Source organism: Azospirillaceae bacterium (assembly GCA_028283825.1).
Lineage (GTDB): Bacteria > Pseudomonadota > Alphaproteobacteria > Azospirillales > Azospirillaceae > Nitrospirillum.
Genome location: JAPWJW010000001.1, coordinates 723,844 through 738,791 on the forward strand (window position 1 = coordinate 723,844; position 14,948 = coordinate 738,791).

Here is a 14,948-nt window from a genome sequence, read left to right on the forward strand (position 1 = left end):
CCTCCATTTACATTGACCGGGAAGTTCGGCGGCCGTCGGCTTGGGGTTTATGGGGGTGGGTATGCGTTGGTGGGTGTTGGGGGCGATGGCGACCCTGTGCATGGGGGGCGCCATGGGCTTGGCGCGTGCGGCGGACAAGCCGGTGGTGGCGCCGCCGGAGGCCTGGGTGAAACCCGTGGATATGCCCGCCAATGGTGATGGCGGCGGCGCGTCGGCGGCCATCCAGATCCTGCTGACGGACTGGCAGATGAACCAGGCGACGGATGGGGTGTCCGTCTACAGCCATAACGTCATCAGGGTGCGTACGCCCCAGGGCCTGACGCCCATGGGGTCCCAGCAGTTGAACTGGAACCCCGATACCGATGTCCTGACACTGCACCAGTACCGCATCCGACGCGGTGACCAGGTCATCGACCTGCTGCCGACGGTCCAGCCCTTCACCGTCCTGCGGCGGGAACGCAATTTGGAAGCCGCGGCCCTGGACGGCACGCTGACCGTCACCTTGCAGCCGCCGGGCCTGCTGGTGGGCGATGTGCTGGAAACCGCCTACACCCTGAAGCGGAACGATCCCGTCCTTCAGGGGCAGATGGCGGAACTGTTCGCCGAGGTATGGTTGGTGCCGACCGACCGCGTCTACGTGCGGGCCAACTGGCCCAAGTCCCAGCCCTTGCACTGGCGCGCCACCGATGGGTTGGACAAGCCCAAGACGGCGCCGGGTGAACTCAGCCTGGACATGCATGACGTGGTTGAACTGCATGGGCCGGCCAATGCGCCCGCCCGTTACTTCAATTTCCGCCAGCTGGAATTCAGCACCTATGCCTCCTGGGCCGACCTTTCGACGCAGATGGAGGCGCTGTTCGCCAAAACAGCGGTGCTGGTGCCTGATTCCCCCCTGAACGTTGAGGTGGCGCGTATTCGCGCCGCCTCTGCGGATCCCAAGGTGCGGGCGGTCCTGGCGCTGGCGTTGGTGGAAGACCAGGTGCGTTACCTGTTCCTGGGCATGAACAACGGCGCCCTGGTGCCGGCGGCGGCCGACCTGACCTGGACGCGCCGCTTCGGGGACTGCAAGGGCAAGACGGCGTTGCTGCTGGCCCTGTTGCATGCCCTGGACATTCCCTCCGAACCCGCCCTGGTCAGCACCGTGGCCGGCGACGGGCTGGATGCCCGTTTGCCCAATCCGGGCCTGTTCGACCACGTGCTGGTGCGGGCCCATATCGACGGCCGCGATTACTGGCTGGACGGCACGCGCGAGGGGGACGCCGGTCGTGATCTGGACCGGTTGCGGGTGCCTTATTTCCACTGGGCCCTGCCGCTGGTGCCCCAGGGCGGTGCGCTGGTGCCCCTGGTGCCGCCGCCCCTGGATGAGCCCACGGCATTGACGACCCTGACCATCGACGCGTCCGATGGGATCAGTGTGCCGACCCGTGTCCACGGCGAACAAACATTATCCGGCGATGACGCCCTGGAGGTGAAGCAGGGTCTGGATAACCTATCGGCGGACGCGCGGGATCGGTTGCTCAGGAATTTCTGGACCAAGCGCTACCCCACGCTGCAGCCCCGGACGGTTAGCGACCATTTCGACGTAGCCACGGGACGGCAGACCCTGGTGGTCGATGGCGAGCAGTTGCTGGAATGGAAGCAGCAGGCATCGACCACGGCGGTGTTCCTGAGGTTGCCCGAAGGGGAACTGGGCTGGAAGGCGGATGCCAAGCGCCAGCCGGGCCCACACCTGGATGCCCCCTACACCGTCAATTTCCCTTTTTATGAGCGGACGCGGGAGACCATCATCCTGCCGCCGGACGCGCTGGGCGCCACCGTTCAGGGTGGGGCCGTCGACAAGACGCTGATGGAGATGGCCTTCCACCGTGATGTGAAGGTGGAACGCAACGTCATGACCCTGGACGTCAGCGCCCGCAGCCTGAAGCCGGAATACCTGGCTTCCGCCACGGAGGCCGAAGCCGCGGCGGCGCAAGTCCGCAACCTGTCGGAAGAGGCCGTCCTCCTGATGACGCCGGTGAACTATCGGCCCACGGTGAAGGAGCAGGAAAGATTCCTGGCCCGGACGCCCGAGACGCCGGAGGCCCTGGTGGCCCGTGCCGATGTCCTGTTCAAGCGCGGCGATAAGGCCGGCGCCCTGGTGGATGCGGAGAAGGCCCTGGCCCTGAAGCCCGATTGGGCGCCAGCCTATGGCATACGCGGCTACATCCGGATGGAAACGGGCGACAGCAAAGGCGCCCAGGCGGACTTCGACAAGGCCCTGACGCTGGACCCCGCCTGTCAGCAGGCGATGGATGGCAACGCCCAGTTGGCGCTGGACCAGGGTCGCAACGACGACGTGGTCTTGATCGCCTCCCGCGTGCTGCAGCTATGGCCAGCGGACGTGAGCGCCCTGGGGCAACGGATGCTGGCCTATTATCGCTTGAACAAGCGCGACCAGGCCTTCACTGATGCCACGGGGGTGAAACGGCTGGATCCAAACCGCCTGGATTCCTACCAGGTCCGGTTCAACGTCCTGCGCCAGCGGGGCGAAAAGGACGCCGCACTGGCGGAAGGGGAGGCGGCGGCCATCGCGCGACCCGATAATGCGGATGCCGCCACCCTGAAGGCCGTGGGTTTGGAAATCCTGGGACGGAGAGAGGAGGCGGTGGCGGCTTACGGGCGTGTCCTGGAACTGAAACCGACCGCCGAGGTCTACTCAGAACGTGCCCGCGCGCGGTTGCCATCCGACCAAAAGGGCAAGGCCGCCGATCTGACCACCGCCGTGGCGTTGGATCCGAACAATGGCGACTATCTTATTGCCCTGGGAACAGCCCAGTCGCGACTGGGCGACGATGCAGCGGCGGAGGCGGCGTTCACCAAGTCATTGACCTTGGGGACCGCCGAGGACCAGAAGGACGCCTTGATGATCCGCGGCCGGTTCTACGCCCGTACCCATCGTGATCAGCAGGCGCGGGAAGACTTCGCCAAGGCGCGCGGCGAGATGGCCGGCGATGCGTCGGGCCTGAATGATTTGTGCTGGCAGCAGGCAAGTGTGGGATTTGCGCTGGACACCGCCCTGGCCGACTGCGACGCGGCGCTGAAGCTGGAACCGACCTCCGGTGCGACCCAAGACAGTCGTGCCTTCGTTCTTCTGCGTCTGGGGCGGTATGATGAGGCTATCAGCCAATACGACGCGGCGCTGAAGGATCGCCCGACCAGAGAGACCAGCCTTTATGGCCGGGGCTTGGCCAAGCTACGTGCCGGCATGGCGACGGAAGGCCAGGCTGATTTGGCCGCTGCCCGGGAAAACGACGCCAGGATTGACGAAATGTTCAAGGCCTACGGTTTGACGCCCTGAAGGCTGGTGGACCCGCCGGCCCCACCGTCCGGATCAGCGCCGCCAGCGCGTCCAGCGCCGGCCGGCGGGCGAAGGTGGGGCGGCTGACCAGGCGAACCAGCCGGCCGCTGTCCGCGCGTGAGGGCCGCACGGGGCGGAAGGCCACGTCCGTGCGGCCGGCATGGGTCTCGGCCGCCAGGGCCGGCACCAGGGTGGTGCCATAGCCGGCCGCCACCATGTTCAGCAGGGTTTCCAGGCTGGTGGCCCGCAGGGACCAGCCGCCGGGGTCGGGCCGGGCGCAAGCCGCCAGCGCCTGGTCGCGCAGGCAATGGCCGTCGGCCAGGACCAGCAGGTCGGGGGATAGGGCGGTTTCATCCACCTGATGTCCACCGGCCAGGGCGTGGTCCGGCGGCAGGGCGGCCAGGAAATCCTCCTGGAACAGGGGCTGTTCCGTCAGGTCGCCTTCCGCCACCGGGGTGGCGATCAGGGCGGCGTCCAGCTGGCGGCGGCGCAGCCGTTCCAGCAGGGCGTCAGTCGTATCCTCCCACAATTCCAGGGTCAGGGCCGGGTGGCGTTGGCGCAAGGGGCCGAACACCCGGGGCATGAGATAGGGGCCCAGCGTGGGGATGACGCCCAGGGTCAGAGGGCCGGCCAGCGGGTCGCGGGCGCTGGGCCAGCGCCAGGATGGCGTCGGCCTCCGCCACCGCGCGGGCGGCGTGGACCAGCACTTCCTCCCCCATGGCCGTTGGTTCCACCCATTTGTTGGTGCGCTCGAACAAGGGCGCGCCCAGTCGCGCCTCCAGCTTGGCCACCTGGGCGCTGAGGGTGGGCTGGCTGACGTTGCAGGCGGCGGCGGCCCGGCCGAAATGGCGGTGCTGGGCCACCGCCAGCAGGTACCGCAGGTCGCGCAGGTTCATCGGTGGGTCCCACTTATTGGATCGCCGATATATGTTGTCTATCGTTACGATTTGAACAATCGATTTTACGCATGAAGGACGGGCCGATAGCTTTTCCCTCGTCGGGCCCCTCGCCATAGCGGAATGGGCGGCCCAAATCCTTTCAAGGCCGTCGCCGCATCGACGGCCACAACGATGAGGGAGTGTTCCCATGACCACCCAGCCGCCCCGGATGACCACCACCGCCGGCGCACCCATCGCCGACAATCAGAACAGCCAGACGGCGGGCCCGCGCGGCCCCGTGCTGATGCAGGACTACCAGCTGATGGAAAAGCTGGCCCACCAGAACCGGGAGCGTATTCCGGAACGCGTGGTGCACGCCAAGGGCTGGGGCGCCTTCGGCACCCTGACCGTCACCCACGACATCACCCGGTACACCCGGGCCAAGGTGTTCGGTGCCGTGGGCAAGAAGACCGACCTGCTGCTACGCTTCTCCACCGTCGCCGGTGAACTGGGGGCGGCGGATGCGGAGCGCGACGTACGCGGCTTCGCCCTGAAGTTCTACACGGAAGAGGGCAATTGGGACCTGGTGGGCAACAACACGCCGGTCTTCTTCATCCGCGACCCGTTGAAGTTCCCGGATTTCATCCATACGCAGAAGCGCCATCCGCGCAGCAACCTGCGCAGCCCGACCGCCATGTGGGACTTCTGGTCCCTGTCGCCGGAAAGCCTGCACCAGGTCACCATCCTGATGTCCGACCGCGGGCTGCCGCCCAGCCCGCGCTTCATGAACGGCTACGGCAGCCACACCTACAGCTTCTGGAACGACCAGGGCGAACGCTTCTGGATCAAGTTCCACTTCAAGACCCAGCAGGGCCACCGCCATCTGACCAACGACCAGGCGGCCCAGGTGGTGGGGCAGACCCGCGAAAGCTATCAGGAGGATCTGTTCGGCAGCATCGAGAAGGGCGACTTCCCCCGCTGGACCTTGCAGATCCAGGTGATGCCCGAAGCTGATGCTGACCGGACACCCTACAACCCCTTCGATCTGACCAAGGTGTGGCCGCACAAGGACTATCCGGCCATCGATGTCGGCGTGATCGAGCTGAACCGCAATCCGGACAACTACTTCGCGGAGATCGAACAGGCGGCCTTCAGCCCATCCAACGTGGTGCCCGGCATCGGCCACAGCCCGGACAAGATGCTGCAGGCCCGCATCTTCTCCTACGCCGACGCCCACCGCTATCGCCTGGGCACGCATTACGAGGCCCTGCCCGTGAATGCGCCCAAATGCCCGGTGCACCACTATCACAAGGACGGGGCGATGCGGTTTTTCCGCAACGACACCGGTAACCCCGACGCTTATTACGAGCCCAACAGCATGGGCGGCCCGGCGCAGGATCCGGGCGTGGCGGAGCCGCCGCTGCGTATCACCGGTGATGCCGCCCGTTATGACCACCGCGACGGCAATGATGACTACGGCCAGCCGCGCGCCCTGTTCAACCTGATGGATGCCGCTCAGAAGGACCGGCTGTTCGGCAACATCGCTGCCGCCATGCAGGGCGTGCCCGCCCACATCGTGGAACGCCAGCTGGGCCACTTCGCCAAGGTCGATCCGGCCTATGCCGAGGGCGTGCGCCAGGCCCTGGCCAAGGGGGAGGGCGCCGGCCGGCCCGAGACCGCCTTCCCGTAAGCTTTCCACAGTCCCACCCTGGCGCCCGTCCCCCAAACCCGCCCGTCCCCCGTGATCCCCACACGGTCGACCGGCCTGGCGCCAGGGAACCTGGTGGCCGGTGTGACCGAAAGGTCACCCGGCCACATCTTTTTTTGGAAGGGCTCGTTTTCAGGTTGTGGGTGCGGCGCACGCAAGGATAGCGTCACCCACATCATAACAAGCGGTCATAGTCCGATGAACCTCGTCCTCCAATTTAGCCAACGTACCGTTGAGCGGGTTGGGGCGGGGCTTTGTCCGTTTATGACTGGGGCATTGGGGTAACGGCTAACCACCGTCCCCGACGCACCCGATCACAGCCCCGCAGGCTTAGCACCTGCGGGGCTTTTTGTGGTGCGCCCAGCATGGGCGCGTTCTTGAGGGTGGAAGTCCCTCCGTAAGCTGATCACGGTGAACGAAGCGAAACGCAACTGCGAGAGGGCGACTGATCGTGGGGAGGAAGCGTGGAGCGAAACCACGAGCCGATGAACAAGAACCGGATAGAAGGCGGTGCCGAGCAGGGCGAGCGGGCCATGAACCGCGAAGCTCTCGTGATCAAGGGTCGGCGCCGTAGATCCGGCGGTTGTGTGGTGAAGGAGCGCGCTCTTACCTGGGGAGATCCCGCCTTATGCCTGAAAGGGTGACGGTGTCGAGCCGGAGCGGGAAGTCAGCAGAGGTCATAGTAGGGGCCGGTTCAACTGGTGCCGAAGGACCGAACGAGGAGGAGTGTTGATCCACCGTGGCGATGCGGAAGGCAGAGCGTCAGATGTCCGCGCAAGCGGGGCGGTCGGGAGGGGGGCGAGGTGAAGCCTTGCCCGGGCCCGGCAGCGACGAAGCCTTGCGCCCGTGCCCGGAAATGGAAAACACGGGGTCAGGGCTGCTGCTGGCGGCCCTGACGCGAGAGAACCTGCAACGGGCTTGGCGACGGGTGCGGTCCAACAAGGGCGCGGCGGGGGTTGACGGTCTGGACATTGACCAGACGGCGGCCCATCTGCGCACGGTGTGGCCCGCGATCCGGAGCCAGGTGTTGTCGGGGACGTACCGGCCTTGGCCGGTACGACGGGTGGCGATCCCGAAGCCGGACGGTGGCGAGCGTGAACTCGGCATCCCGACGGTGACGGATCGCCTGATCCAGCAGGCGCTGCTGCAGGTGTTGCAGCCGCTCCTTGATCCGAGCTTCAGCGAGTACAGCTACGGCTTCCGTCCGGGGCGAGGGGCGCACGACGCGGTGCTGAAGGCACAGTCGTACGTCCAGTCGGGCCGGCGGGTTGTGGTTGACGTGGACCTGGAGAAGTTCTTCGACCGGGTGAACCACGACATCCTGATCGACCGTCTCTGGAAGCGCATTGGGGATGCCGGCATCGTCCGGCTGATCCGGTCGTACCTGGACAGCGGGATCATGGTGGGGGGCGTGGTCCAGGCACGGGAGAGGGGGACGCCGCAGGGCGGCCCGCTGTCGCCGCTGCTGGCCAACGTCTTGCTCGACGAGGTGGACCGGGAACTGGAGCGCCGGGGTCATCGCTTCGTGCGCTACGCTGACGATGCGAACGTTTACGTTCGCAGCCGGAAGGCGGGTGAACGGGTGATGGCGCTGTTGCGGCGGCTCTACGGCCGACTGCGTCTCTCGGTCAACGAGACCAAGAGCGCGGTGACCAGCGTGTTCGGCCGCAAGTTCCTGGGCTACGGCTTCTGGGTGGCGCCCGGTGGCGTCATCAAGCGGCGGGTTGCCGACAAGCCGCTGGCGACCTTCAAGCATCGCATCCGGCAGCTGACCCGCCGTTCCGGCGGGAACAGTGTGCAGGAGGTGGTGATGCGCCTGCGTTCCTATGTTCTGGGATGGAAGGCCTACTTCCGCCTGGCGCAGACACCCCGGGTCTGGAACGACCTGGACAAGTGGATGCGCCATCGGCTGCGGGCCATCCAGCTCAAGCATTGGAAACGGGGCACGACCATCTACAGGGAACTGAAAGCACTCGGGGCCAAACCCAAGGTGCTCCATCAGGTGGCGGCCAATAGCCGCCGCTGGTGGCGCAACAGCGGGATGGCCCTCAATGCCGTCCTCTCCCTGCAATGGGCGGACGCCCTGGGAATGCCCCGTCTCTCTTGACCTCAACTCCTCGAACCGCCCGGTGCGGACCCGCATGCCGGGTGGTGTGGGAGGGGAGCGGTCCTCAAGGATCGCCCCCTATCCCGATTGCGCCCAGCAGGGGTGCGTTAGAGCGGAACGTGACCGAACCGCGGCGGGGGCGCCATAAGGCTTAGCGGCGCTCGCGGTAATGGCCCAGGACGTGGCGGCCTTCCGGCGACATTTTGGGCACCACGTCCATCATGATGTCCTCCAGCACCAGGCCCAGGGGTTGGCGCTGCGTGCGCGCGTTGGCGATGGCGGCGCGCAGGGCGTCGTCATCCAGGGGCGTGCGGTCGATTTCGGCCCGAACCTGGTCCATGGCCTGGATGAAGCCGGCCTGCGCCTGTTCCAACTGGGCCATGTGGCTGAGGATGGCCTCGCGCAGCAGGCGGCGGTCGTCGGCCGGCATGTTTTCCGCCAGGTCGATGAAGGCGGAGGCCAGGGCGTTGCCGCCCGGCGTCGCGGCCACGGAAGGGGGCAGCATGCGCAGAACCGCTCGCTCCCGCCATTGCTGCGCCCCCACGAATGCCAGCAGGAACAGGTTCAGGGCCAGCGACAGGGTCAGCAGAAGACGGGATTGAAGCAGGGCGCGCATGGGATGGAGCCTTTCGGGCGATCGGAACAAGTCGGAATAGGCGGGCGGGTTACTGTACGAACCAGCCGCCGGCCGATCCCGTCATGCTGAACAGGGCGGTCAGGGCGGGTTCGCCGGAACCGGCATCGGGCGAGGGAGACAGCCAGGTGCCAGCCAGCCAGCCGGCCACCGCCACGGTGGCGAAAACGGCGCCGACGGGACGGCTGGGCACCAGCATGGCCCACCAGCCTTTCGCCGGGGTCGCGGGCACCTGGTTGCGGATGCGGCGCAGGCTGGCGTCGATGCCGGCCTGGACGCGGTGCCCGTCGGGCATGCCGGCATCCAGGCCATCATGGGGAAGGGGCAGGACGCGGCGGAACGCCATCTCCCACAGGATTTGCGCGTCGGTGTCCGCGTCCCGCAGGTGAAGGGCCGGCCGGCGCAGAGGGTGGGGCCATTGGTCGATGTCCGGCCCATGGGTGGCCAGGTGGCGGGCGAAATCCTCTAGCGTCATCATGCTCATCCCCTCCTGCTCATCTCGTTTCCATCCTCGGGGGTCGCCTTGGCCAGGGCGCGCTGCAAGGCGTTGCGGGCGCGGTGCAACAGCGACCAGTAAGCCCGCTGGTTCAGGCCCAGCACCGCCGAAGCCTGGGGACCCGGCATTTCCTGGTAATAGAACAGCGTCAGTGCCGCGCGTTGCTTCTCCGGCAGGGTGGCCAGGGCGTCGCGCACCTGCTGCTGTTCCGACCGGCGTTCCAGGCGGTCATCCACGCGTTCCGCCGGGTCTGCCACCTCCATCGCCTCATCCAGCGTGTCGTGGCGCCGCATGCGCAGCCGGTCCAGGCACAGGCGGTAGGTCACGGTGTACAGCCAGGTGCTCAGTTGCGCCCGGCCGGGCGTCCAGCGCCCGGCATGGTTCCACACCCGCACCAGCACCTCCTGCGCCACGTCGTCGGCATCTGCCTCCGATGACAGCAGCCGCTTGGCCAGGCGCCAGGTGGTGGCGTAGTGCCGCTGTCCCACCGCGCGCAGGGCGCGTTCGTCGCCGTCGGCGATGCGGGCCATCAGGGCGTCGTCACCGTCGTCCCGTGGCCGGTCGGCGGTGCTCCCAATCTTCTGGTCGATCACGGGGTTTCCCGTTGCAAGGCGGGTGGTGCGTGCTGGGTATCGGGACCGGTCATCGCTGACCTTCAATCATGGATGCGGGGATTTTGCCCTGATACGGGCGGTTTCGACGTCGCTATTCGGCTGGCCGTCCAATTTTTTTGAAAGCGCGTCGGCGAATAATCCGGGTTCCGCCCACCGTACCAGAAAGACACGGGCAGCCCTGAGCCGCCGCTCTTTTTCACCGTCCTTTCAAGGAAACGACCCCATGACCCGAATGATCACCCGTGGCGTCGCCGCCCTGTCGCTGATGGCGGCGCTGGCCGCCGTTCCCGCCTTTGCCCAGGACCAGCGCGCCGCCATGAAGTCTTGCCAGCCCGACCGCCAGGCCCTGTGCAAGGACGTGCAGCCCGGCGGCGGCCGCATCCTGGCCTGCCTGAAACAGAATGAGGACAAGCTGTCGGCCGACTGCAAGGCGGCGCTGGCCAACTTCCCGGCACCCAAGCAGGGCTCGTGATGAATTCGGGCCGGCGGATCGTTTCGGATCCGCCGGCCCGAATTCTACGCAACAAACCCCGCTCAAACGGGCAGGGCTGCCCATCATCGCGGGGCGTTGGCGGGGACGGGCGATCTGCTATTCTGCGGCCCTCCGGACCCGGAATGGGGTTCGTCCATCGGAGCCCGCGTTTCAAATGCCTGCCGCCGTGCCGCCCCCTTCGTCTGTCGCGTCCCCGGTTCCCGGAACCGCGCCGGCGCATACCACCGCCGCCTCCGCGGCGCCGGAGCGGCTGACCCTGGCCTTGCCCAAGGGCCGCATCCTGGATGAGGTGCGCCCCCTGCTGGACGCCGTGGGACTGAAGCCCGAGGCCGCGTTCGACGATCCCAAAAGCCGCGCGCTGCGCTTCGCCACCAACCTGCCGCATGTGGAGATCATCCGCGTGCGCAGCTTCGACGTGGCGACCTTCGTCGCCTTTGGCGCCGCCCAGCTGGGCGTGTGCGGCAACGATGTGCTGATGGAATTCGACTTCCCTGAGATCTACGCGCCCCTGGACTTAGGAATCGGCCATTGCCGCCTGGCGGTGGCCGAGCCGGTGGCGGAGGCGCAGGCCGACGACCCCTCGCGGTGGAGCCACGTGCGCGTCGCCACCAAATACCCCGAGGTCACCCGCCGCCACTTCGCCCGCCGTGGTGTGCAGGCGGAATGCATCAAGCTGAACGGTGCCATGGAATTGGCGCCCAGCCTGGGCCTGTGCCAGCGCATCGTCGACCTGGTCTCCAGCGGTGCCACCCTGAAGGCCAACGGCCTGGTGGAAATCGAGCATATTGCCGACGTGACCTCGCGCCTTATCGTTAATCGCGCCGCCTTCAAGACGCGGCACCCGGAGATCCAGGATTGGATCAACCGTTTCACTGAGGTTGTCAGCCATGCCGCGTGACCTGCGCACCACCGATGCCGGTTTTGAGGCCGCCTTCGACCAGCTGTTGCATGCCAAGCGCGAATCCCAGAGCGACGTGGCCGACGCCGTCGCCGCCGTGCTGCGCGACGTGCGCCTGCACGGGGATGAGGCGCTGATCAGCTACACCAGCCGCTGGGACCAGCTGGACCTGTCGCCCGGGCGCCTGCGCATCACGGAGGGGGAGGTCGACGCCGCCATCGCCGCCTGCGATCCCGAGGTGCTGGACGCCCTGCGCCTCGCCGCCCGCCGGATCGAAGCCTTCCACCGCCGCCAGACGCCGGACGCCTACGACTATGTCGATGAGATCGGCGTGCGCCTGGGTGCCCGCTGGACGCCGCTGTCAGCCGTGGGCCTGTATGTGCCGGGGGGCCTGGCCTCATACCCCAGCTCCGTCCTGATGAACGCCATCCCGGCCAAGGTGGCGGGCGTGGAACGCCTGGCCATGGTGGTGCCGACGCCGGAAGGCGCCTTGTCGCCCCTGGTGCTGGCCGCCGCCCGCATCGCCGGCGTGGATGAGATTTACCGGGTGGGCGGCGCCCAGGCGGTGGCCGCATTGGCCTATGGGACGGCCACCATCCGGCCGGTGGACAAGATCGTGGGACCGGGCAACGCCTATGTCGCCGCCGCCAAGCGCCAGGTGTTCGGCACCGTCGGCATCGACATGATCGCCGGCCCGTCGGAAATCCTGGTGGTGGCCGACGGCGCCAACGACCCGGCCTGGATCGCGGCCGACCTGCTGTCGCAGGCCGAACACGACAGCAGCGCCCAGTCCATCCTGATCAGCGATGACGCCGACTTCCTGAAGGCCGTGCGCGTCGCCGTGGACGCCCACCTGGGCAGCCTGCCGCGCGCCGTCATCGCCGGCGCCAGCTGGCGCAACAACGGCGCCACCATCCTGGTGCGCGACCTGGATGAGGCGGTGGCCCTGGTCAATCGCCTGGCGCCGGAACATTTGGAACTGGCGGTGGCCGATCCGGACGCGCTGGCATCCCGGGTACGGCACGCCGGCGCCATCTTCCTGGGCCGCTACACGCCCGAGGCCATCGGCGACTACATCGCCGGCCCCAACCATGTCCTGCCCACGGCGCGCAGCGCCCGCTTCTCCTCCGGCCTCAACGTGCTGGACTTCATGAAGCGCACCACCCTGGTGGGATGTGACGCCGCCAGCCTGGGCCGCCTGGGCCCCGCCGCCGCCATGCTGGCCGATGCCGAGGGGCTGGGTGCGCACGCCCTGTCCGTGCGCATCCGGCTGGGCGGCTAAGGGGGAACGGCATGACGGCCACCAGCCGGCAGCGCATCGTCCATGTGGAGTTGGTGGAGCAGTCGGCCATCCGCCGCCGGCCGGAGGTGGAGCATGAGCGGGCGGTGGCCCTGTTCGACCTGGTGGAGGAAAACCAGCAGTTCCAGCTGGTGGACCACCCCGACGCCGGCCCCTTCCGCCTGTACCTGTCCATCGAGGACAACCGCATGGTCTTCGACCTGCGGGATGAGAGGGATGCGGAGGTCGACCGCATCACCCTGCCGCTGACGCCGTTGCGGGCGGTGGTGCGCGACTATTTCCTGATCTGCGAGGGGTATTACAAGGCCATCAAGACCGCCAGCCCGTCCCAGATCGAGGCCATCGACATGGGGCGCCGCGGCCTGCACAACGAAGGGTCCGACCTGTTGCGTGAACGGTTGGCATCCAAGGTGACCTTGGACCACGGCACCGCCCGCCGCCTTTTCACCCTCATCTGCGTCCTGCACATCCGGGGCTGAGGACGCGATGGCGGAGTTTCCGGATCCCTTCGCCGTCTTCGCCCCGGCCGTCCATCCGGCCCAGATCACCAGCGTGCTGTTCGCCTGCACCCACAACGCCATCCGCTCCCCCATGGCGGCGGCCCTGCTGCGCCACCTGCATGGCCATCGCCTCTATGTGGACAGCGCCGGCGTGCGCGAGGGCGACCTCGACCCCTTCGCCGTCGCGGTGATGGAGGAAATGGGCATCGACATCAGCCGCCACCGCGCCAAGACCTTCGACCAGCTGGAGGACACCAGCTTCGACCTGGTGGTGTCGCTGTCGCCCGAGGCGCAGCACCGCGCGGTGGAAATGACCCGCACCACCGCCTGCGACGTGGAATTCTGGCATACGCTGGACCCCAGCTTCATCGACGGCAACCGCGACACCCGCCTGGCCGCCTACCGCCAGGTGCGCGACGGCCTGCTGGCCCGTATCAAGCAGCGCTTCCCCATGGGGCCTGTGCCGGTGTTGTAAGGGCCCTTTTCACGCTGAGGTGCCGCTCCATGACGATCAAAAGCACCCGTTGGCTTCCTATCCTCGGCCTGATGCTGGCCGCCAGCGCGTCCGCTGCCGGACGCGGCCACGCGCAGCGGGATGTTGAAAGCTATGCCATCGCCGCCTGCCTCACGGAACAGGAGCAGCCTTACTTGAAGGGCCAGGGCTTGGCTTGGGCCGAGGTCATCGTGCAGGGGCGTGGGCTGGGCCCGGAATCGCTGGGACCTGTTCGGGCGGCAGTGAAAGAGGCACTGGCCAAGGGCCATGTGCCGGTGGGGTTTGACGAGGCCCACCCCATGGAGGGCAAGGCCCTGCCGGTGCTTTACTGCGTGGAAATCGTCGACAAGCCCGTGGTGCGCGCCGCCATCACCAAGGCGGTGGCCAGGATAGCCAAGGACGGGCACTGACGGCTGACGGCGGTTCCGCGTCACCGTCCGTCCCGCCCATACCAGAACTTGTCCGGCAGGGCCGCCGTTTCCGGCGACAGCAGGGGGTTGGGGATGGTGATGCGGCGGCGGGTGTCCAGGCGGGCCTCGGCCAGCACCTGACGGATGTAGGGGCTATCGTTGAAGTATTTCAGGAACGACCCGTCCTCATAGGCCTTCAGCAGGCCTTGCTCGATGGTGGCGGCCAGGGCCTCGTTGCCCTTGGCGGTGTAGAAATAGCTGTCGAAGGGATAGACCAGCATCAGGTCGCGCTCCACCGCCAGACTGGGCACGTCGGCGCGGCGCAACGCCACCTCGGCGAAGACCTCGTTGGCGCCGCGGGGGAAATAGTCGATGCGGTGCAGGCCCACCAGGCGGAACAGCAGATCGTAGCGGAAGGTTTCCACCGGCAGCCCGGCCGCCTGCAGGATATCCACGTCGGGCCAGCCCAGCGCCTGGCCGGCGGTCAGCGCCCTTAAATCGTCCAGCGTGCGCACGGATGAGAAGCGCGCCTGGTCGGCCCGGTCGATGATGAACAGGCGATAACCCTGCACGCCGCGATAGAGGGGCACGCGGATGGGGCGCAGCGCCTGCTCCAGCTTGGTGGACATGCCGTTCCACAGCAGGGTGATCTCCACCCCCTGTTTCAGGGCCACGGCGGCGCGGGCCTGTTCCATCACCGTGGCGCTGGGCCGGATGGTGTAATGCGCGCCCATCTTGTCCAACGCCAGGCGCAGCAGGCCCAGCGGATAGTCGTCGCGCGGGTCGGTGGCGCTTTCGCTGGCGCGGGGATAGACGATGGTGAAGGTCCCGGCCGCGGGTGCCGCCGATCCGGCGCCAGCAGCGGTGCAGGTCAGAAACGCCAGCACCGCGCCCGATAACGCCCTGGCCAGTTTCCCCAAACCCATGGACGCCTATCCCCCACCCGTTCCCTGTTTCGGTCCGCGCCCGCAGCCAGGTCGGGCACCCGTGTTGCCGGCCCGCCATTTGGGGGCGGTATTCTTACAAATGATAGCGCGGCAAGCCGGGGCCAGGGAAAATGCACCGCCCGCGACGGTGCGG

15 protein-coding genes are annotated in these 14,948 nt (G+C 67.4%); 9 read left to right on the top strand and 6 right to left on the bottom strand.

Features of this window, described 5'->3' with window-relative positions; all coding sequences use genetic code 11:
* The first annotated feature begins 85 nt into the window (after positions 1-85).
* Positions 86-3,337 (top strand): DUF3857 domain-containing protein, encoded by a 3,252-nt coding sequence (locus PW843_02780; GenBank protein ID MDE1145532.1) that lies wholly within the window; start codon positions 86-88, stop codon positions 3,335-3,337.
* Here PW843_02780 and PW843_02785 read toward each other — a convergent pair.
* Complete coding sequence (locus PW843_02785; protein ID MDE1145533.1) at positions 3,312-3,920, bottom strand: LysR substrate-binding domain-containing protein; 609 nt, start codon at positions 3,918-3,920, stop codon at positions 3,312-3,314. The genes PW843_02780 and PW843_02785 overlap by 26 nt on opposite strands.
* Positions 3,847-4,233, bottom strand: a complete 387-nt coding sequence (locus PW843_02790; GenBank protein MDE1145534.1) for a LysR family transcriptional regulator — start codon at positions 4,231-4,233, stop codon at positions 3,847-3,849. The genes PW843_02785 and PW843_02790 overlap by 74 nt, the downstream gene beginning before the upstream one ends.
* A 190-nt stretch (positions 4,234-4,423) precedes the next feature.
* On the opposite strand from PW843_02790, the gene PW843_02795 reads away from it, so the two are divergent.
* Together PW843_02795 and ltrA are read left to right on the top strand one after the other, a co-directional pair.
* Positions 4,424-5,905 (top strand): catalase, encoded by a 1,482-nt coding sequence (locus PW843_02795; protein MDE1145535.1) that lies wholly within the window; start codon positions 4,424-4,426, stop codon positions 5,903-5,905.
* 874 nt (positions 5,906-6,779) lie between these two features.
* Positions 6,780-8,030 (top strand): group II intron reverse transcriptase/maturase, encoded by a 1,251-nt coding sequence (gene ltrA / locus PW843_02800; protein ID MDE1145536.1) that lies wholly within the window; start codon positions 6,780-6,782, stop codon positions 8,028-8,030.
* A 151-nt stretch (positions 8,031-8,181) separates the two neighbouring features.
* Here the strand turns inward: ltrA and PW843_02805 are convergent, their stop codons facing one another.
* From PW843_02805 to PW843_02815, 3 genes are read right to left on the bottom strand one after another with little or no spacing between them, the layout of a single operon-like run.
* The gene (locus PW843_02805; GenBank protein MDE1145537.1) at positions 8,182-8,646 is read right to left on the bottom strand and encodes a periplasmic heavy metal sensor; all 465 of its coding nucleotides are present in this window, start codon (positions 8,644-8,646) and stop codon (positions 8,182-8,184) included.
* Positions 8,647-8,695: 49 nt separating this feature from the next.
* A complete protein-coding gene (locus tag PW843_02810) occupies positions 8,696-9,142 on the bottom strand; it encodes a hypothetical protein (protein ID MDE1145538.1) in 447 nt (148 codons plus the stop codon).
* Between the two features lie 2 nt (positions 9,143-9,144).
* Positions 9,145-9,753: a sigma-70 family RNA polymerase sigma factor gene (locus PW843_02815; GenBank protein MDE1145539.1), complete on the bottom strand. Its 609-nt coding sequence runs from the start codon at positions 9,751-9,753 to the stop codon at positions 9,145-9,147.
* Between the two features lie 244 nt (positions 9,754-9,997).
* Between PW843_02815 and PW843_02820 the strand changes: the two genes are divergently transcribed.
* From PW843_02820 to PW843_02845, 6 genes are all read left to right on the top strand, one after another.
* The gene (locus tag PW843_02820; protein ID MDE1145540.1) at positions 9,998-10,246 is read left to right on the top strand and encodes a cysteine rich repeat-containing protein; all 249 of its coding nucleotides are present in this window, start codon (positions 9,998-10,000) and stop codon (positions 10,244-10,246) included.
* Positions 10,247-10,421: 175 nt separating this feature from the next.
* On the top strand, positions 10,422-11,165 hold the full coding sequence (hisG, locus tag PW843_02825; GenBank protein ID MDE1145541.1) for an ATP phosphoribosyltransferase: 744 nt from the start codon (positions 10,422-10,424) through the stop codon (positions 11,163-11,165).
* Positions 11,155-12,447 (top strand): histidinol dehydrogenase, encoded by a 1,293-nt coding sequence (gene hisD / locus PW843_02830; protein MDE1145542.1) that lies wholly within the window; start codon positions 11,155-11,157, stop codon positions 12,445-12,447. Before hisG ends, hisD begins: the two co-directional genes overlap by 11 nt.
* A gap of 11 nt (positions 12,448-12,458) precedes the next feature.
* Complete coding sequence (locus PW843_02835) at positions 12,459-12,944, top strand: UPF0262 family protein (protein ID MDE1145543.1); 486 nt, start codon at positions 12,459-12,461, stop codon at positions 12,942-12,944.
* A gap of 7 nt (positions 12,945-12,951) precedes the next feature.
* On the top strand, positions 12,952-13,440 hold the full coding sequence (locus tag PW843_02840) for a low molecular weight phosphatase family protein (protein MDE1145544.1): 489 nt from the start codon (positions 12,952-12,954) through the stop codon (positions 13,438-13,440).
* A 29-nt stretch (positions 13,441-13,469) separates the two neighbouring features.
* Positions 13,470-13,868, top strand: coding sequence for a hypothetical protein (locus PW843_02845; protein ID MDE1145545.1), 399 nt, complete (start codon positions 13,470-13,472; stop codon positions 13,866-13,868).
* Positions 13,869-13,888: 20 nt separating this feature from the next.
* Here the strand turns inward: PW843_02845 and PW843_02850 are convergent, their stop codons facing one another.
* Positions 13,889-14,794: a hypothetical protein gene (locus tag PW843_02850; protein ID MDE1145546.1), complete on the bottom strand. Its 906-nt coding sequence runs from the start codon at positions 14,792-14,794 to the stop codon at positions 13,889-13,891.
* Positions 14,795-14,948: the final 154 nt, after the last annotated feature.